11 protein-coding genes and 1 pseudogene are annotated in these 19,085 nt (G+C 62.0%); 5 read left to right on the top strand and 7 right to left on the bottom strand.

Annotated features, from left to right (window positions below):
- Positions 1-31: 31 nt before the first annotated feature.
- Positions 32-5,566: a Calx-beta domain-containing protein gene (locus IAE77_RS27620; protein WP_294233991.1), complete on the bottom strand. Its 5,535-nt coding sequence runs from the start codon at positions 5,564-5,566 to the stop codon at positions 32-34.
- 104 nt (positions 5,567-5,670) lie between these two features.
- On the opposite strand from IAE77_RS27620, the gene IAE77_RS27615 reads away from it, so the two are divergent.
- Together IAE77_RS27615 and IAE77_RS27610 are read left to right on the top strand one after the other, a co-directional pair.
- Positions 5,671-6,705 (top strand): LacI family DNA-binding transcriptional regulator, encoded by a 1,035-nt coding sequence (locus tag IAE77_RS27615; RefSeq protein WP_294233988.1) that lies wholly within the window; start codon positions 5,671-5,673, stop codon positions 6,703-6,705.
- Positions 6,677-9,184, top strand: coding sequence for a fused MFS/spermidine synthase (locus IAE77_RS27610; protein ID WP_294233985.1), 2,508 nt, complete (start codon positions 6,677-6,679; stop codon positions 9,182-9,184). Before IAE77_RS27615 ends, IAE77_RS27610 begins: the two co-directional genes overlap by 29 nt.
- A 24-nt stretch (positions 9,185-9,208) precedes the next feature.
- On the opposite strand, the gene IAE77_RS27605 is transcribed toward IAE77_RS27610, so the two are convergent.
- Positions 9,209-10,564, bottom strand: coding sequence for a carbohydrate binding domain-containing protein (locus tag IAE77_RS27605; RefSeq protein WP_294233984.1), 1,356 nt, complete (start codon positions 10,562-10,564; stop codon positions 9,209-9,211).
- A 604-nt stretch (positions 10,565-11,168) separates the two neighbouring features.
- Here IAE77_RS27605 and IAE77_RS27600 point away from each other — a divergent pair.
- From IAE77_RS27600 to IAE77_RS27590, 3 genes are read left to right on the top strand one after another with little or no spacing between them, the layout of a single operon-like run.
- A complete protein-coding gene (locus tag IAE77_RS27600; RefSeq protein WP_294233981.1) occupies positions 11,169-12,188 on the top strand; it encodes an ABC-three component system protein in 1,020 nt (339 codons plus the stop codon).
- The gene (locus tag IAE77_RS27595) at positions 12,185-12,463 is read left to right on the top strand and encodes an ABC-three component system middle component 8 (RefSeq protein WP_294233978.1); all 279 of its coding nucleotides are present in this window, start codon (positions 12,185-12,187) and stop codon (positions 12,461-12,463) included. Before IAE77_RS27600 ends, IAE77_RS27595 begins: the two co-directional genes overlap by 4 nt.
- Positions 12,460-14,262: a DUF2326 domain-containing protein gene (locus IAE77_RS27590; RefSeq protein ID WP_294233975.1), complete on the top strand. Its 1,803-nt coding sequence runs from the start codon at positions 12,460-12,462 to the stop codon at positions 14,260-14,262. Before IAE77_RS27595 ends, IAE77_RS27590 begins: the two co-directional genes overlap by 4 nt.
- Positions 14,263-14,278: 16 nt before the next feature.
- Here the strand turns inward: IAE77_RS27590 and IAE77_RS27585 are convergent, their stop codons facing one another.
- The 5 genes and pseudogenes from IAE77_RS27585 to IAE77_RS27560 all read right to left on the bottom strand — a co-directional run bounded on the left by IAE77_RS27585 (position 14,279) and on the right by IAE77_RS27560 (position 18,984).
- Positions 14,279-14,614 carry a hypothetical protein gene (locus IAE77_RS27585; RefSeq protein WP_294233973.1) on the bottom strand — a complete coding sequence of 112 codons (336 nt, stop codon included), beginning with the start codon at positions 14,612-14,614 and terminating at the stop codon, positions 14,279-14,281.
- Between the two features lie 38 nt (positions 14,615-14,652).
- A complete protein-coding gene (locus IAE77_RS27580; protein ID WP_294233971.1) occupies positions 14,653-15,972 on the bottom strand; it encodes a carbon-nitrogen hydrolase family protein in 1,320 nt (439 codons plus the stop codon).
- A 65-nt stretch (positions 15,973-16,037) separates the two neighbouring features.
- A pseudogene (locus IAE77_RS31000) lies at positions 16,038-17,094 on the bottom strand (NAD(P)-dependent alcohol dehydrogenase).
- A 76-nt stretch (positions 17,095-17,170) separates the two neighbouring features.
- Entirely contained in the window at positions 17,171-18,052 is an 882-nt protein-coding gene (locus IAE77_RS27565) for an alpha/beta hydrolase (RefSeq protein WP_294233963.1), read from the bottom strand.
- A gap of 2 nt (positions 18,053-18,054) precedes the next feature.
- A complete protein-coding gene (locus IAE77_RS27560; protein ID WP_294233960.1) occupies positions 18,055-18,984 on the bottom strand; it encodes an alpha/beta hydrolase in 930 nt (309 codons plus the stop codon).
- Positions 18,985-19,085 lie beyond the last annotated feature (101 nt).

The raw sequence follows: 19,085 nt of genomic DNA, 5'->3' as shown, positions 1-19,085 counted from the left end.
AGCACGAAAACGATCACCGGAGCACCAGCGTTCACGGCTGGGACACTTTGAGGCGCAGGAACCGCTTGTTGCCACCGCTCATCGGGGTGGTGTCACGCACGGTGATGGTGCGCAGGCCACCATTCACGGTGCTGCTGACCGGAACGATGCCAGCAGTGCTCCATGTGGACGGATTCAGGTCCGCACTGCTTTCCACGGCATAACTCACCCCCTCAGGCGCGGGCTCGGGGCGGATGTAGGTGAAGGTGAGGTAGTCCTGGCCGCCATCCGTCGTGGTTCCATGGGCAAGACGGCCATCATGACCGTTGCTGGCCGGATCGAGGCCCAGCGCATACTTGATGAGGTTGGGCAGGCCGTCGTTGGCGGGGGTGGCCGTGGCGGAGCCGTCCGCGCTGCCGTCCATGGGCAGGTTGCTGGCCAGCAGCCACTGCTGATACGCGGTCGCCGTGCCGGCGGCAGGCGTGATGAAGTCATACCACTGATCGCCACCCGCGGTCTCCTGGCTGAGCACATGATAGGTGCCACCGGCGCTGAGAGTGACCGGTGTGATCGGCGCGTAGGCAAATTGTCCGGGCGTGATGCCGGAAGTGGCGACGTTTGCGGTGCCCAGCACCGTGCCGCCCGGCCCGATGAGACGCACCGCATGGGTGCCATTGTTACCGGGTGCCACCCATCGGCCGAGTTCCGCGACAAACATCGCCGTGGAGCCGACCTTGATCTGCATGCCGAACCAGCCAGAGACATCATTGCGCAGCGTGGTCATGCCATGGCTGGTGACGAAGGGCTGCCGAGGCTCCGACCAACGGAAAGACACGGGGATGTAGCTGTTGTTGGCGCTGTAGGAGGTGGTGTAGGTGGTGCCGTTGCTGGAATACACGGACTGGTTCACCGTGGCGATGCTGGTGGCATAGGTGAGCGTGTTGTTTCCCTCATACCATTGATCCCCGCCGCTCACTTCCTGGCTGACGATGTAGCAGGCGGTGTTCGCCGGGAGTGTGACCGGCGAGGCGAGCGGGACGTAGAGGAAACCCACGGGTGCTCCGGCCGTGTTCACGACCACGGAGGCGCCGGGCACATCGGACACGGGCGTGGCATAGACGATTTTCACCGTATGGGCGGCGGAGTTGCCGCTGAGCACCCAGCGGCCGAGTTCGCGCACGATCACCGGACTGGAGCCCGTGGTGATTTTGGTGCCGAGCCAGCCGTTGAAGTTGTTTCGCAGGGCGGAAGTGCTCAGCGTGACGCTGCTGACAAAGGCCTGGGCAGGCGGGTAATACTGCAAGCCCACAGGTACAAAGCCATTGCCCGGCGGTGCGCCCGCAGGCGTGGCCGTGACGCCGTCCGGGGACGTGGCAGCATCGGTGATGAGCGCCACGGAATTTCCCATCGTGGTGCTGGGCGTGCTCCATGAGGAGGCACCGGCAGCGCCGAGGGAGCGGATGCGGTATTCATAAATGACGCCCGGCTGGCTGGTGGTGTCCGTGTAGGTCGTCGAGTCGGCCGCAGGTGCGGCCAGCAATGTCCACGCGCCATTCGCGGCACGACGTTCGATCTCGAAGCCCGTCTCATCCGTGGCGCCATCCGTCCAGCCCAGCACCATCTGGCTGCCGGTGCCGGGCGTGACGGCAAGGAAGCCCGGACGACGCGGCAGCGGATTGGTGAAAGTCATCCGCAGGGTGGGAGCGGCGTGGCTGATGTTCTCCTTGGACGCCCAGTCGGCCTGCGCGGTCTCCCATTCCTCCAAGCAGACGAGCGTGAGCAGATTGTTCGCGCCGACAGAGGCCTGGAGATTGGTGGCGGTGAGCGTGAAGCTGGACTGCGCCCCCACGGCCGGAAACGAGGGCAGGTAGCCGTAGCCGAGATTGCTCGAAGGCGTCAGCACGCCCACGTCAGCCGTGTCATTCTGCGGTGCGTTCGCCCAGGTGAGCGTGGTTTCGTTCCAAGCATCCGAGGCGTCGTTGTTCAGGCTGAAAGTCGCCATGTAGTAGTAGCCAGCCTCCGCCAGGAAGCGATTCGCGACGTGACTGAGGCGCAACTGGGCGCTCTTCATGCCGGAGGGCAGGCCGGCCATGTTGAAGCGCAGATAAGTCTTGGCGCTGGTGCTGAGATCAAAGTCCACCGGATCAAGGCCGCCGACGGTGAGGATGCCTGCGGCGCCGAAATTCGTCGTCTGGTCCGTGAAATACACCGTGGCATCGGCCTCGGCGGTGCGGAGCACCTCCACATCCCCCGGCGGTGTGACGACATTCAGCACGGTGGAGGGTGCGCTCTGGCCGGACGAATTCATCGCGATGATGCGGAACTGATAGGGGGTGTCACCGCCAGCACTGGACGCGCTGGTTTGCGTGGCGACGGACGCATTCGCCACCACGGTGGCGATGGTGGCGAAGTCCTCGCCCTCCGCCCGGCGCTGCACGAGATAGGCGGCCGTGTAGGGCCTGGTGTTCCACTGCACGGTGACGGAGGTGTTGGACACGGCGGTGGCCGTGACGCCATCCGGTGTGTCTGGCGCGGGAATGGTGTCGAAGCTGATGTTTTCAAAACCGGCCAGTTGGTAGTTCGCACTATGGTCGGAGGAGATGGCCACGCCGCCAGCCATGTTGAACAGGCCCCAAACCGCCGTGGAGGGGATGCCCGTCACCGTGGCCTGACCGACCGAGGTCCAGGTGCTGCCGTTGGTGGAATGCTCCGTGAGAAAGAGGTCGCCGAGACGCGTCAGCCTCACCCAGCAGGGTGTGACGAGCTGATTGGTGGTGGAAGGGCTCTCAGAGAGCGTGGTGCTGCTGCGGGAGATGATCTTCGTGCCGTAGCCGGACGTGCCGGTGGAGGAGCTGGCCATGATGCCGGCCAGTTTGGAGTTGGCGGTGGCCGTGGCGCGGATCATGAGGCCCATGCGGGCGCTGGAATTCGCAGGCGATGTGCTGCGCACATAGGCGGTCATGACACCGTCTCCCGTGCGCTGCTGGTAGATGAACCGGCAGGAGTCAGTCGTCCCGCCGCTGGCCACACTGCCGCCGATCATGCTGGAGCCGATGAAGCCCTCCGCATCCGTCGCCGCGGCGCTGTAGGCGGTGGTGCCGTAGGGATAGGACGCGGCGCTGCCGAGCAACGATTGCGCCCATGGGGCCGAAAGGGTGGCGCTGGCGTCCTGAATGAGGATGGAGATGCGGTTGAAGACGCCCAGCCGTGCGCCATTGCCCGGGCTGCTCAGCGTCACATAAAACTGCCGCTCCTGCTGGGGGCTGGCTGTGTTGGTGATGTTCACGGTGATGGATTTCTCGCCACTTTCTCCATCCGCCCAGCCCAGGCTGCCGCTCTTGCTGGTGTAATGCGTTCCCGCCGTGGCGCTGCTGTTGGAGGTGGCGTAGCTGACCGTCACCGCACCGGTGGCACCACCGAAACGTCTGGCTGCCACGGTCACCGTTCCCGCTGTTTTGTCCACGTTGATGACCCGCGCGGTCATTTCGATGAAGCCGGCGCTCGCTTCAAAGGACGCCATGTTCGATGGCACCGAGTCACCCGCGGCATTGGTGGCGACGATCCGGTAGAAATAGGCGGCCAGAGGCGTGAAGGGGCCGCTGTCCGTGTGGCTGGTGGCGTTGGCCGGAAGAGCCGCCAGCGTGGTCCACGCGCCGCCGCTGTTCACTTTTCGCTCAATGCGGTAGCCCGTTTCGTCGCCCGCATTGTCCTGCCACGCCAGTTGCGCGCTCGTGGCGCTGCCCTGTGAGACGATCACCAGCTCGCTCGGATTGGCCGGCGGTGCGCTGGGGGAGCTGCTGGCGGTGATCGTGGCAGCGGAGCCGACGCTGAGATTGTAATACGAGCCTCCTGGCACCGAATCGAGCTTCAACGTGCGCACGAGGTAGCTGTAGGTGTTCCCGGCGGTCGCTGTCGAGTCGGTGTAGGTGGTCCCGGCCTGCGCATTGGCTGTCAGCTTGGTGAACGGACCCGTGGGAGTGGCCGCACGATACACATGATAGCCCTGAAGACCTGTTTCAGTCGAGGCGGCCCACGTCAGCTCCACCTGGCCGGAAGAACTGCGCGCGCCGAGCTTTCGCGGCGGCTCCACCTGATGCATGCGCAGCGCCGGATCTCCCAGCAGCCCGAGATGCGTGCCGCGGAAGGATGATCCGCCTGGCGTGTAGCCCGGACCGCCTGTCACGCCCGCGTTCATCGACGCCCGCGTCATGTGGCCGAGCGTCTCACCCATGCCGAGGTGATGCACGAAGTAGTTCGGGCGTCCCTGCCAGAAGCAGCACAGGCCCAGCGAGTCGCCATCAGCCGTGCCCGCCAGCACCGAGCGCATCAGGTTGCTGTCGGAATCCCAGTCGCCGTGATACGAGCCGAAGATGCTGGTGAAGACCACCCGGCTTGGCAGGTGACCGAGGTCCGTCGAGTTGCCGAATGAACTGGCGGATTCATAGCTGCCGCCGCCGCAGCCATGTCCCCACAGGTAGTCCTGGCCGCCGGCATAAGCGGGAGTGAACCAGGTGTAAGTCGGTGCCGCATCGATCGGATACGTCGGCGGATGCCCCACGGAGCTGTAAGCGCCCGCCCAGGCCGTGACGGCGAAGGGTTCGCTGCTGAAGGCGTGGCCAAAGCCATCACGGATCAGCGTGCGACGCGGGATGGCGGCATAACGCAGGGTCTTGTGCCGGAACTCATGCGCCTTTTGCAGGTAGCGGCGCATCAGTGACAGCTCCACCTCCGTCGTCGCTGAAATGGCGGAGGGTGAGCGCCCCAGCCGGTACATGTCCACACGGCCCACCCCCAGCTCCACGAGGCTCGGAAAGCTGGTCTGGTCGAATTTCCCATCCCCCGGAATGTTGTCGTTCTCGGCACGCGAGGCCGTGGTGTTGTTCACGGTCGTGTCAGTCCATGTGCCGTTCATCTCACCGTAAAATCCGTCCGCCGCCCACGCTCCCACGTGGTTGCCATGCCCGTCTGGAGCGGAATTGCCCGCATACGGCACCGGCACATGGCCGAAGAGGTAGATCTGCTTCAAATTCACCGGATCACTGTTGTAGGCCGCGGTGATGAGCGCCTTGGTGGCGGCGACCGTGTCCGTCCGCTGCACCGTGATGCCCTGCACCGTCCAGCCATCCGCGGCGAGATCCGCCTTCAACTGCTCCAGCTCCGGCACCAGCGACGCCTCCAGCGTGCCATCGATCAAGAGCAGCATCTTCCCGCGATCATGCACCTCCGGCACCTTCACCCCGGCGCTGAGGTAACCCATCGCCGTGTTCGGCGTCAGGCCGGAAAGCGTCCGCTCCATCCAGTATTCATACTCCACGCCCGTGGTGGCGGTGGTGTCCGTGTAGCTCGTCTGCGTCGTCGTGAGGTCCGCCAGTTTCACCCAGGTCGTCTCACCCTTCAGCCGCCGGTGGATCTTCTGTGCGGTGATGTTGCTCTGCACCCGCTGCGTCCAGCCCAGCACGATGTGCGGCGCGGTGTCGGAGATGGTGGCTTTCAAATCGATCACAAAGTCCTGCGTGACGGCGGCACGAAGGAAGGCGGAAGGACACAGCAGGACGAGCAGGAAAAAAGCTCTGCAAAGACGGTTCATGGTCGGAAGGCGCGGATGATGCCAGACCGCGCGGCAACGTTGAAGGGTTATTTCATGCAATCGTTGCACGAAACGCGGGCCGCGTTCAGTCTGCGTGCCTTCCCATGCTTCCCAAGCCATCCTGCACGCTCCGTGATGTGGCCGTCCATCTCGGACTCTCCGCCTCCACCGTCTCCCGCGCCCTGCGCAACGACCCGCGCATCACTGACACGGTGAAAAAGAGCGTGGCACGCGCCGCCGCCAGGCTCGGCTACCGCCGCGATCCGAAGCTCTCGCAGCTGATGAGCCACGTGCGTGCCACGAAGCAACGTGCCTACCAGGGGACGCTCGCCTGGCTCACGGATCACGACCTTTCCCTGCCCCAGGAGGCGAGGGCCCACGCGCTCTACTGGGACCCCGCAGTGCGCCGTGCTGAGGAGCTCGGATACAAGCTGGAGTGCCACTCCGCTGTCCAGCCGGATCAGGCGGGCAGGATCAGCCGTCGCCTGCACGCCGCGGGCATCCAGGGCTTCGTCATTCAGCAGTTTAAATCCAGCTTCCAGCTCTCCGACTGGGCCTTCAACTGGTCCAAGTTTGCCGTCGTTCACAGCGGCAGCATGCAGTCCCCTGCCACCCTGGACAGTGTGGACGGGGACGACACCGCGAACTGCGGCACGCTGTTCGATGAACTCGTCGGTCTCGGCTATCGGCGGATCGGCATCTGCACCCTCGCGGACATCGAGCAGGCCATGAACTGGTCCCTGAGCGCCGCCCAGCGCCGCTTCGTGCTCAGTCATCCGGCTCTCACGGACATCCCCGCCTGCCTGCTGCCCGATCTCAGCCCCGCCTCGGGCCGGCAGATGGCCCGCTGGATCAAAAAACACCGCGTGGACTGCATGGTGTCCCAGGTGCGCGGCATGAAGGAATTGGCCGAATCGGCCGGACTGCGCGTGCCGCAGGACATCGGCCTCGCGTGGCAGGGAGTGAACCCCCATCATCAAAACACCGGCATCTGGCAGCGGGAGGACATCATCGCCGCCACGCTGATCGAGACCCTCGCCGCAGCCATCGAGCAAGGACGCAAGGGGCTGCCCGCCGTCCCACGCCTCACGCTCATTCAAGGCACCTGGCATGCCGGTGCCACCTGCGCTGCTCGTTGACCGCTCCCAGCCGACAGACATGCCCTCCAGCCTCACCCATTCGATTCCGCTTCGCCGCCGCATGCTGGCGCTGTGGGGCCTGTCTGGCTTCAGCACCCTGACATTCGAGCTGGTGTGGATGCGGGAGATGGCGCTGTGGGCTGGCAGCACGGTCACAGCCGCCACGCTCGTGACCACCGTCTTTTTCGCGGCGGCGGCAGGCGGGAATCTGCTCGGCGCACGACTGCTGAGGCCCGGAACGGCTCCGCTGCGGCTTTATGCACGCTTTGAAATGCTGGCTGCGATCACTGCGGTGCTCAGCCTGCTGCTCTGCCGCGGACTGTGGCCTCATCTGGCTCACTGGCCGCAAGGAACATGGCTTCACCTCTGCGTGGCGCTCCTGCTCGCAGGTCCGGCCTCGCTGTGTGCTGGCGTGGCTTTTCCCTGCCTCGCGGAATCATTTGTCGCCACACCTGCGGAGCGTGCGGCATCAGGCTCTGCCTTTTATGGAGTCAATCTGCTCGGAGCCACGCTCGGCGTGATCACGGGTGGCGTGCTGCTGCCATGGCACCTGGGCATTCTCGGCACCTTTCTCGTGGCGGCGGCGGTGCAGTTCATCGCCGGTGGTCTCGCCATGAGTGTCAAAGCACCGCTTCCCGCCTCTTTGTCAGCAAAGCCGCGGCCCGCACAGCCAGGCGGAGGCCTCTTCGGGTGGTTCTGCCTTGTTGCCTCCGGCTTGCTCTCACTCGCAGCGCAGGCCCTGCTGCTGCTTTGGACACGGCAAGTGCTCGAGGGCTCCCTCTTCGCCATGAGCGGCGTTCTGGCGGTCTTTATCGCCGGACTCGGCCTGGGGGCGCTGGCCGTCGGCGCCCTGCGGCGGCGTGGTGTGTCTCTGCGCGTGTTGATGCGTCGTTTTGCCGCCGCTGGTGCGGTGTGGCTCCTTCTTCTGCCCTGGTTTGGCCGACGCTGGAGCCTGGAGCCACCGCCACTGACGGCCACCACGCCCCTGGGCCAGTGCCTGGAGGTGCTCGGCTTCTGCCTGCCAGCGCTGCCGCTGGTGTTTTGCCTCGGCGGCATCTTTCCGCTCGCCTGGGAACTGCTGGGTCACAGCGTGCGTGGCGAAGGCCGCACCCTGGGGCTGGCGCTGGCCGGCAACAAGCTCGGTGCCGCGGCGGGCGGCCTGCTCTTGCTGCATGTGATTCTGCCTTGCACCAGCCTCGCCACGGCCACCCACGCGGTCGCCTGGGGCTATGCCCTGATCGCGCTCCTGGTGCTTCGTCCTCGTCTGTCATGGGCCATCACGCTGATCGCAGGCGGATTGTGGCTCACCGCCATGCCGTCACCGCCGCCCGGCGTCACACCCGATCTGAATCTGATCGACAGCCGCTGCGGCGCATACGGCCCGGTCAGTGTCGTGGAGAAAGACGGCTCGCGCCAGATCCTCCTCAACAGCCGCCAGCGCCTCAGCGGCACCGGACGTGCGCTGGCATCCCAGCAGCATCAGAGCTGGGCGCCACTGCTGCTCTGCCCGCGGCCGGAGCGCGTCCTCACCATCGGCATGGCCGCCGGCATTTCCGCGGACGCGGTGCTCGACTTTCCCGTCCGCCACCTCGACGCCGTGGAACTCGTGCCCGAAGTCGTGTCGGCTGCGCGCGAACACTTCTCCACCTGGAATTCACGCCTCTTCAGCGATCCGCGGGCACACGTCATCACGGATGACGGACGCCAGGTGCTCGCCCGCGCCGCCAGCTCCTACGACGCCATCATCAGCGACCTCTTCTTCCCGGCGGAAGAGGCCACGTCGCACCTCTACTCGCGCGAACTCTTTGAACTCGCCCGCTCCAGGCTCGCCGACAACGGCGTCTTCTGCCTCTGGCTGCCCTGCTACCAGCACAGCGCCGCCACTGCGGATCTCGTGACCCGCACCTTTCTCCAAGTCTTCCCGCACGCCGTTCTTCTGCGTGCCTCGTTTGATCCCATGCAGCCGGTGGCCGGCCTCCTCGGCTCCACACGGCCCATGAATGTGTCCGCCTCCGAACTCCAGCACCGGATCGAAGCTGCAGGCCTCATCGACCGCTCCCCCTTTCTCAAATCCGGCCGCCATGCCCAGATGCTCCTCCTCGGTGATCTGCGCACAGCCAGTCCCCATTTTGGCAGTTCCCCCTTCATCACGGACGACCATCCTCTCTTCGCCTTCCTCGGCCCGGCCGTTCACGCACGTGAGCAGGGGCTCTACGGCGTGCGTTTCCTCAACTGGGCCGGCCGGCGCTTCCCCGAGCCGCGCTTTCCCTCCTGCGAATTGCCTGCCAGCGAGGCCGAAAACCTCCTCCAGGCCATCCGTGCCGCCAATCACTACCTCGCCACCGCCATCGCCGCCACCGTGCTGCCAGATGACACGCGTCCTGCCTCCATGCGTGATCAGCAGGTGCGCCAGTCGCTGTCGCATGCCCGCGCCCTCTCGCCGGAACTCCGACTCGATCTCGAAGACCTCGGCCGCTGAGTTCATCGAGCGTCCGGGCGTCCCTCACCTCACCCGTTCCACACTCACCTCGTCGAACCACGCCGCTCCGTCCGCATTCGAATGGAGGATGACGCGGAGCCAGCGGGCGTCGGGCGGGATGGTGGTTTCGAGCTTCAGCTCCGTCCAGTCGCCTTTGCCTTCGGCTTCATTGCTGATCGGCTGGGCGATGGTGTGGTAGTGCGTGTCGCTGAGTTCGAGCGTGAGATGGCTTCGGCCTTTCTCCGTGCGGCTTTTCACCCACGCGCTGGCGCGATAGACCTCGCCGGGGTTCACGCGCAAAGCGTTGCGCCAAGTCTGACGCCACTGGATGCCTTTCTCCGGTGCCCAGAGCACCATCGCGGAGCGAGCGCCTTGCTTCACCGGCTTGTCCCAGTGCGTTCCGGCGCGATACCACTCGGCACGCCCCGTTTTGTCGTTCAGATCGAGCCAGCCGATGCACCAGCCTTCCGCGTTTTCATCGCCCGCTTGTTCAAACGACGGATTGAAGACGAGGTTCACGCCCGTGGCGTTCGGTTTCGGCTGCGGGAAGGGTTTCGGGGCAAAACTCAGCGCGGTGAACAGCATGTCCGCGCAGACGTGCGCGGCGGCGCTCGCGCTCGTGCGGGCCGCGGCGTCCATTTCGGCTGCGAACTCGTGTTTGGCGGTCAAAACGGCACGCACGGCCTCTTTCGGATACGGATCGTCTTTCGACCGCCGCTTCACCTCGGTCATGGGCATGCCCAGTTTCGTCAAAATCGGGTCCACAGCCTTTTCGGTGATCTCGACCATCGCCTTCATGCGGGCGACGAGTTGTTCAGCGGCCTGCTCCGGCGTGTCGCCGAGTTGTTGCGGTGAGTAGTCGCCCGCGTTCAGCGGCGACTTCGTGTCCCAGTGAAAGCTGCGATGCACGGCCTGCAAATGCCCGAAGGCCGCGCTGTCCTCGATGTAATGCATCGCCACGCCGAGAAACCGCGCGCCGTCCTCAAGCCGTCCGGCTTTCAGCGCCTCCACCGCACGGAGGAAATACTTCGGCACCGCCTCATACGCCTGCGGCGTGCTGTGCGGATAGCCCGTGCCCTCCCGCGTGACCGGATTCCACCCGCAGTAAAACGAGATGTCCCACTCCCGCCGCGTGTCCGCAAACCGCGGCAGATACGGCTCCGCATTCCCATCGCCCCACTGCCCGTAAGCCGGCCAGTTCTGGTCCGGAAACTCGCAGTAGATGTGCGTCAACGCCCCAGACTCCGGCGCGATGATCGTCGCCACTTCCTCCGGCATCATCCGCACCGCCTCCGCCGTGATCTGCGAATGCTCCGTGCCACCCCAGCCGAGAGCGAGCGTGGGGAGCAGGAGAAGCGGGAGGTGGCGGAGGGAGGTCATGGGCAATATGAGAATCAACGCTGCTTCAGATGCGGGTTTGGTGATCTTTTCGGCAAAGAACCGCCTCGTGAGGTTCTTGCCTGCCAGTCATTCAGTGTGAAGGGCCTGTTGGCCGAGCATTAGGGAGACGCTGATTAAAATCAGGTTGCACCGCGAGAGACCATGAAGGCGCTAGAGAGAGCCTTCCGAACTGATTCTCTCGCGCCATCCTGATCTCTCGCGGTGTGGCATTGTTCAGTGTTTCCTTGGCAGCATTGGTTCACTGATCGTCTGGCAAAAAGATGGGCGGCTAAAAATCGAATCCATCTTTTGCCACCCATGTTTTTGCCATCCCATCCCCGTCTGGAAAGCATCCCGCGCAGCACCGCTTTCTCAACCCAGCCCGAACCTCACCGAGTTTGACATCACCGTCCTCGGAGGGACGCCCACCACCTCACAGAGCAGCAGCATTCCCTTCGACATTCGTCATTCGGATTTCGTCATTCAGGCTCGTCCTGCCGCCATCCACGGCATGGGCGGCGTCGGCAAGACCCGCGCCTACACCGATCAAGAACAGTCCACATCAACCTTGCAATTTGCTCCCTAAAACTTCACGATGTCCGTCATGGGTTCCTCGGAGCAACACCGTCCATTTCACATCTTCATCAGCCGGGTGACAGGTGAGTATGGCCGTGTCTCTGAGGCGCTGGCAGCCGACTTGCGAAGCAAAGGCGTCATCGGAAAGGTTCAGATTGATTTCCGTCAGGAGGAAAACACCGAAACCACGTTGGACAAGCTTGAGCAGTATGTCCGCACAGCAGACGCGGTTATCGCTCTTGTTGGACAGCGCAGTGGTTCTTACCCTCCAGAGGCAGCGGCTGCCAAGTGGGCACATGTCCTGCCTGCTGGAATAGCCAAGGCGACATACACGCAGTGGGAAGTCCATTTTGCGCGTTATTACAAAAGGCGCTTGAGCATTTATTTTGGGTTTGATCACGCCAAAGCGACAGCCCATTTCAAACCCGAACACCCAGCTGATCCGACGGCAGACGATCTACCCGGCCAAGAAGCCTACGCCGTCTGGCTCACCAAGACGCAGGGAGTGGATCGTGATTACTTCACCAGCGAGCACCATCTCTGTCGTCTTGTTCTCAAAGAAACCTGGCCTGTAGAGATCATGAGCGGACCTGCGGTAGTGATCCACCCGCAAGACCTGGAAAAGCTCATCCTGTTTTTCGACTCGAACGTCGATTTGTTCGCCGAGCTAACGACTGCGACTAATGACCCTGAATTTGCAGCTCCAGCGCTGAAGGCAAAGAATGAGATCAACAACCTGAGTGAGGAGTATTTTCAATCGAGTGTCGTTGATGACATGCCGCAGTTTAAGGCGATCCGGGCATTCCTGATCAACCCGAGGAATCAGGAGTGGCGAAAGCGCTACACCAACATAGCTCGGCAGTTCAAAAACAAGTATGAGGCTCATCGCAATGAGTTTGGTGCCTTTGAGAAGATCTTCGACGACATATTTGATCGTCTTCAAGCAAGGGGAGCACTGGCCGGTCAGGATGCGCTGATTTACGCATTCTTGCACTACATGTATTGCCACTGCGACCTTGGTCGCCGAACCCCGGAAGAGAAGCCATGATCACACCGGAGAAACATCTTGATCTAAACCTCTGCGTCCTCCGTGCGGGTGCCGAGTTGTTGAGCTACTTGCGCCGCGAGAGAGTCGCATCTGTCGCGAAGTTGCGGGATCGGCTGGCCAGATCCATGGGGCCTGACGCGGACGTTAACTTCCTGCCGTCTATCAATTTCTTGTTCCTTGTCGGTCGGATTGAATACCATCCGCAAGCTGATCGCATTGAATACATTGAAGCCGCTCGCACTAACCTTCAAAACGATGGAGGCGTGGCCTCATGAAGCTTGTTCGGATCTACGCCAACGAGAAGGAGATATTCCCCGAGATTCCGTTCGGGCCTGGACTGAACGTCATTCTTGCCGAAGTCCGGGTTCCTGAAGATGGAACCAAGAGCGACCATAACCTTGGCAAGACGTTGCTGACTCGCCTTCTCGATTTCATGTTGCTCAAAGAGGTCGAAGGAGACTTCTTCATGCGGAAGCATCAAGAGCGCTTTGAAAGCTTCGTTTTCTTCCTCGAAATTCTCCTGCCGGACGGAAAGACACACGCCACGATTCGCCGCGCGGCCAAGGGTGACACAAAAATTGCCCTTAAATCACACGGCCAATTGGATGATTCCGCGCCTCTTCTAGCTGCTGAGGAAGAGGCGTGGGACCACTGGAATATCCCGATCGGGAAGGCCAAGGACATTCTGAATGGCTGGCTTGCCTTCGATGCGTTTCCGGGATGGGACTACCGCAAAGGGCTGTCATACTTCCTGCGAACTCAGAACGACTACCGGGATGTCTTCCGCGTGGAGAAGTTTCAACGCAGCGCTGACATTTATTGGAAGCCATACATGGCGGATTTGCTTGGGCTACCAGGAGACATGATTCTCGCCAAGTATGAATCGGATCGGGTCGCCGAAGGCAGCCAGGAAGCGGCAAAGATTCTAAGAGGTAATAGTGGATACACGGAAAGCGATGGTGACCGCCTTTCAGCCGAGATTAGCCTCTCAGAGTCGGCCATTCAGAGAAAGGCATTACAGCTTCAAGAGTTCTCTTTTCATGATATGGAGATGGAGGTCTCCGATGACCTAGTGAAAAACGTGGAGGCCGGACTCAGGGAGTCCGAGCAAAAAGTCTATTACGCAAAAAGAGATCTCCAGGCGGCAAAGGACGGCTTAGCCAGCCCCCTTGAGTTCAATCTCAGTGAGATTAAGAGCACCTATGACGAGTGTGCCTTGGTGCTGCCCGACCTCTTGGTGAAGTCGTATGAGGAGCTGGTTGAGTTTAATCGCAAACTGGCCAGCGAGAGAAACAAATACTTGAAGCAGCGCATCAAGTCTCTGGAGACGGCACTCGCAAAGGAATCAGAAACCCACAAAGCGCTCTCCGATCAGCGACAGCGATACCTTGAGGTGTTCAAGAATCAGGAATCACTTCAGCGTTTCAAGACCCTCCAGATGGAACTGGTTCGCTCGGAGGAAAGTCTCGGTCAGCTTCGGCAGCACTTGGCCCGCGTGGAAGAGATGGCTCAATTGCAAGAAAAAGCTCTGTTAGCTCAGCAGGAATCAGATCGACTCACCAGCGAAATCAAGAAACGCATTCACCCGCCCTCTGCGCGATACCGTTCCATTAGAGAACGCTTCCAAAAGATCGCCGACGAGTTCCTTCACGTTCCCGCCGTGCTATTCGTGAAACAGAACGAACTGGGCAACCTCGACTTCCACGTCGAGGTCAAGCAGACGAGCGGCACCGGGGAGTTTAGCAGCGAGGCTGACGGCACAACCTTCAAAAAGCTGCTCTGCATGGCTTTTGATTTGGCGATTCTCACCGAATACGCAGGCAATCGATTCTACCATTTCATCTACCACGATGGAGCCCTAGAAGGCGAAGACGACCGAAAGAAGATCGCCCTCCTAAAGCTGGTGCAACGGCTATGTGGTGACTTTGGCATTCAATACATCCTGAGCGCTATTCAGCACGAATTGCCACGCAATGCTGATGACACTGTTCACGAGTTCGCTCCTGGCGAAGTGGTCCGGAACCTTCATGATGATGGTGACGAGGGACGTTTGTTCAGAATGCCGATTTTCTGATGGAGCAAGTGATTCATTAACTGGTTGGTTTGCAGGAAAAGCCATACTCTTCGAGAAACGAGATCATAGAGAACGTAGACTCGGCACCAAATGCGATGGCAATCACCGTGCCAAAGTCATGCAGATTGAATGTTCCTCTACGCACTTGATTATAGTGCTCCATCCGCAAGGGAGGCGCTTCGCTGCCCTTCGGGTGACCTGCGGTCATCTGTCTCGTTTTACTCGGCTCTACTGCCTGATCTGACTTCTTTGTGTGAGTTAGCCAGCGAATGATTTTGTCAAAATCGCGGTCGGCGTGGAAGCGGAGGTAGCGTTTGAGCTTGGGGGAAGTGTCCTTTTCCGAAGGACACATTCAAACCGATCCATCCTGTGGGAAAGGACGCACATTCCTCACTTCCCCGTCGGCACCGGCGGGCGATGCCGCGCGATCATCGAATGGAAGTCGCCGAGGTTGTAGGGGCCGTAGTAGGGTTGGTTGAGATCGACTTCGGTGACGACGACGGTGCCCCATTGCTCGCCTTTGGCGAGGGGGCGGCCGCCTTGGTCGTAGATGGCGGAATACATCCAGCCGTCGTCGGGTTTCATGAAGGTGCTGCTGATGACGAAGACATGATTTTCGCAGGCGCGGGCCTGGGCGAGGAGCGGATTGCAGCCCCAGACGGGCCATGCGATGACTTCCGCGCCGTTCTTCGTGAGTTCGCGGGCGACCTCGGGGAAGAAGCCGTCGTAGCAGACCATCATGCCGACTTTGCCAAAGGCGGTGTCGAAGACGGGATAGTCTTTGCCGGGGGCGATGCCTTTCGCGGCTTCGCCGGGCGGGAGGGAGACTTTGCGATACTTGCCGATCAAGGTGCCATCGGGGCCGAGGAGCACGGCTGTGTTGTAGATGAGATGGGCGTCTCGCTCGTAAAGGCTGAGCACGACGTGCAGCCGGTGCTGTTTGGCGAGTCCGGCGAAGTAGGTGGTGGAGGGGCCGGGGATGGGCTCGGCGGTTTCTTGGATCTTCAATGACTTCACCTCTGCCGAAGCGGTGGGCACCGTCTCGCCGAGCACGACGAGGTCGGCGTGCTTTTGCGCGGCCTCGGTGAGCAGCGGGGCAAACTCGGCGCAGTTTTCGCGCGGTGATTTGCCGTTGGGTTTGTGATGGATGGTGGCGAGGCGCACCTTGCGCGGCGCGGGAGGCTCGGTGGTCGCGAGATGGGCTCCGCGCCACTCGACGCGACCTCCGGGTGCCCATTGCAGATGCAGCTCGACGATGGCTTTCGCGGCCTTTGACGGGGCGCGATACACGCCGCTGACGGTGGCCCAGCCCTCGGCATCCGTTTGGCCATCGGCGGGATATTCGGGCTCGGCGCTGGGCATGGGCAGACCGGGCGTGAGATACTCCGGCGCGGCATCGAGCTTCACGCCGTTGCCTTTCTCGTCCTGCCACAACACACGCACGAGGCAGCTCTGGCGCAGGTTCGTGACGCCGGTGGTTCTTCGCCGTGCCTCGAAGCGATAAAACGTGCCGCCCTTCACCTCGAAGCTCTTTTGAAACCAGCCGTCGAGGCCCTCGCGCGCGTCGTGGGTGATGATGAGCGTGTTTTCGCCGCTGCTGCTGAACTGCGGCCTGATTTCATCGCGCGGACTCTCGCAGGCCCAGCCGTGGAAATCAGCGGCGTGGAGCGAGGCGGTGAAGAACAACGACAAAACAATGTGAATGCGCATGAATGGAAGAACGAACATCCACACTCGCTCTTTGCGAATCCACACTCACGAAACACTTTCAGCAATCACCCGTTCTTCAGCGAGGCCATGTCGATGGAGAAGCGATACTTCACATCGGACTTGAGCAGGCGCTCGTAGGCCTCGTTGATCTGCTGGATGGCGATGATTTCGACGTCGGAGACGATTTGATTCGCACCGCAGAAGTCGAGCATCTCCTGCGTCTCGGCGATGCCGCCGATGAGCGATCCAGCGAGGCGTTTGCGGCCGAGCAACAGGCCAAACGCCGCCACGGAGAGCGGATTGCTCGGCAGGCCGACGAGCGTGAGCGTGCCGTCGGTGACGAGGAGGTCCAGGTAGGCGTTGATGTCGTGATCGGCGGAGACGGTGTCGAGGATGAAGTCGAAGCTGCCGGCGTGCTTTTGCATCTCGTTCGCGTCGCGGGTGATGACGACCTCGTCGGCGCCGAGGCGCAAAGCGTCGTCTTTTTTGCCCGCGGAGGTGGTGAGCACGACCGTATGAGCGCCGAAGGCATGCGCAAACTTCACGCCCATGTGTCCAAGACCGCCGAGGCCGATCACGCCGATCTTTTTACCCTTCACATCGCCCCAGCCACGGATGGGCGAGTAGGTGGTGATGCCGGCAGAGCAATGGCGCGACTCCGGCGAGGTTCAGGTTCGTTGGCACCTTGAGTGTGAAATGCTCATTCACGACGATGCTTGTCGAATAGCCGCCGTAGGTCACCGGCGCGGTGCCGTGCTTGTCGGGCGAGTTGTAGGTGAAAGTGGCGTGCGGGCAGAACTGCTCGCGGTTCGCGGCGCAGCTCGGGCACTTTTGATCCGAATCGACGAGGCAGCCCACGCCCACAACATCGCCCACGCGATGCTTCGTGACCGCGGAGCCGGTCTTCGTCACGCGGCCAACGATCTCATGCCCTGGCACGCAGGGATAGGTCGTAGGCACCGCGCTCCATTCATTGCGCACCTGATGCAGGTCGGAATGGCAGACGCCGCAGTAAAGAATGTCGATCTCCACATCGCGATCCGTCGGTTCACGGCGCGGGATGTTGGAAAGAGCGAGCGGCGAGGTGGCGCTGGAGGCGGCGAAGGCTTTGGCGTTGGGCATGGTGATTTTTCAGAAGATCGGGTTCAAGAAGGGGAGGAGAATGCGCCACGACTATTCGACGGGCAGCAGCCAAACACTACTTCAAGTGCTCCTTAAACCACCCATCCACTGCGTTCACACACGGCTCAAACCACGGCTTCTGCATCCAGCAGCCGTGTTTGGCGTCTTTGAGGATGGTTTGTCTCGTGGGCACGCCGAGTGTTTTCAGTTTTTCGATGGCAGCTTGGTCGCGGGCGGGGTTGTCGAGGTCGCCGGTGAGAAAGAGGATGGGGCTGGCGGTCTTGGTGAAGTGGGTGAGGGGTGAGGCGTCGCGGTAGAGGTCAGGCGCGTCGTCGTAGAGCTTGCCGAACCAGGTGTAGCTGTTGCTCTTCTCCTTCGCCTTGCGCAGCGACTCGACGAAGGTGGCGCTCGTGAGGTCGGTGGGGCCGGCCATGATGCAGGTGGCCTGCACGGCGGCAGAGACGTCCTTCAGCTCGGCGGTGAGGAAGCGCTCATGCTGCGGCGCGGCGGCAAGCAGGCCGACGAGATGCCCGCCCGCGCTGCCACCCCACGCACCGATGAGCTTCGGATCGAGGCCAAAGCGCGCCGCGTTCGCCCGCACCCAGCGCACGGCGAGGCTGCAATCCTGCACGGCCGCCGGATACTTCGCCGCACCGGCGAGCCGGTATTCGACGTTCGCGACGACATAGCCTTTCTCCGCGAGCGCGAAGCCGAGCGCACGAAAGCGTTCCTTGTCGCCACCGGTCCAGCCACCGCCATGCACGAGCACGCACGCGGGCAGCACGGCGTCGCTCTTCGGGCGGTAAACGTCGAGCTTCAGCTCCTGTTCGGGCGTTTTACCATACACGAGGTCAAACTCGGCCTTCAGCGTCGCAGGTGGCCCGGCGGGTGTGGTGACGCGTTGCGCGAGAGCGGTGGTGTTGGCGAGGAGGGCGATGAAGAGTGCGGTGCGGATCATAGTTACTTGGTGAGCTTGGAAATGACGAAGTCGGAGGCCAAAGTGACGATCTCATCGATGCTGGGTGTTCCCTTGGAACCGAAGCCGTGACTGCCGTCTTTGACCTCGATGTATTGGATGTCAGCACCGACTTCCTTGCCTTTGGCGAAAAGACGGCGGGCGTTTTCAACGGACAGCACGGTGTCTTTGTCGCCGTGGAAGCAGAGCACCGGTGTGGAGTCCTTTTTGATGAGCTGAACGGGGCTGAGCAGGCGGATGACATCGGCTTTTTGATCGGCTGGGCCGCCAAACATGAGCACGGCGCGATTCGAGCCGACGAAGCGCTCGGCGAGCTTCACGTCGGTGAAGTCGGTGGCCGGATAGTGCGCGATCTCGCACCGCAGCGACTTCGGATCAAAGCCCGCGAGCGCAGGATCGCCGGGGAAGTCTTTCGGATCACCGAGCGCGGTGACGAGCGAGAGATGCCCGCCTGCGGAGCCGCCGATGGTGCCGATGCGCTCGGGGTTGATGCGATACTGCTTCGCGTTCTTCACGAGGAAGCGCAGCGCGTCTTTGCAATCCGTGGCGCTGTCAAACGCGGTGGCCTTGGGCGAGTTCAGCCGATACTCGATCGTCGCGCAGAGAATGCCCGCCGCCGCGCAACGCTTGAAAACGCCGCTGATGTCGGGTCGAGCACAGCGGTAGCGATCCCCACCTCCCCAGCCGCCACCGTGGATGTAAACCAGCAGCGGCGCGGCTTCAGTTTGGAGTCCCTTCGGCGTGAGCAGATCGAGCTGCAGCTTTTGATCACCCACGGTCTTGTAAACAATGTCCGGCGTGTGGTCGAACTCCGTAAACCACGTCGTCATCCGCTTCGCCAGTTCCGCGGAGGAGGTCTTGGCTTTTCCCCTGCCCTTCTTCGCTGCTTTGCCCGCGTCGGGTTGTTGGGCCATGGCGAGGCTGGTGAAAAGAGCGAGCGTGAACAGGGTGAGGGAGTTTATTTGGATTCGTTTGTGAAACGGAACCATGTGTCGCCACCTAGCATCTTGACTTT

It is taken from the genome of Prosthecobacter sp. (assembly GCF_014879935.1).
Classification (GTDB): Bacteria; Verrucomicrobiota; Verrucomicrobiia; order Verrucomicrobiales; family Verrucomicrobiaceae; genus Prosthecobacter.
Note: the sequence above shows the minus strand (reverse complement) of the source record. Positions and strands in the feature narration are given on the sequence as shown.

Coding starts and splice junctions, on each gene's coding strand:
- IAE77_RS27620 (WP_294233991.1), bottom strand. CDS start 5,566: ATGAACCGTCTTTGCAGAGCTTTTTTCCTGCTCGTCCTGCTGTGTCCT.
- IAE77_RS27615 (WP_294233988.1), top strand. CDS start 5,671: ATGCTTCCCAAGCCATCCTGCACGCTCCGTGATGTGGCCGTCCATCTC.
- IAE77_RS27610 (WP_294233985.1), top strand. CDS start 6,677: ATGCCGGTGCCACCTGCGCTGCTCGTTGACCGCTCCCAGCCGACAGAC.
- IAE77_RS27605 (WP_294233984.1), bottom strand. CDS start 10,564: ATGACCTCCCTCCGCCACCTCCCGCTTCTCCTGCTCCCCACGCTCGCT.
- IAE77_RS27600 (WP_294233981.1), top strand. CDS start 11,169: ATGGGTTCCTCGGAGCAACACCGTCCATTTCACATCTTCATCAGCCGG.
- IAE77_RS27595 (WP_294233978.1), top strand. CDS start 12,185: ATGATCACACCGGAGAAACATCTTGATCTAAACCTCTGCGTCCTCCGT.
- IAE77_RS27590 (WP_294233975.1), top strand. CDS start 12,460: ATGAAGCTTGTTCGGATCTACGCCAACGAGAAGGAGATATTCCCCGAG.
- IAE77_RS27585 (WP_294233973.1), bottom strand. CDS start 14,614: ATGTGTCCTTCGGAAAAGGACACTTCCCCCAAGCTCAAACGCTACCTC.
- IAE77_RS27580 (WP_294233971.1), bottom strand. CDS start 15,972: ATGCGCATTCACATTGTTTTGTCGTTGTTCTTCACCGCCTCGCTCCAC.
- IAE77_RS27565 (WP_294233963.1), bottom strand. CDS start 18,052: ATGATCCGCACCGCACTCTTCATCGCCCTCCTCGCCAACACCACCGCT.
- IAE77_RS27560 (WP_294233960.1), bottom strand. CDS start 18,984: ATGGCCCAACAACCCGACGCGGGCAAAGCAGCGAAGAAGGGCAGGGGA.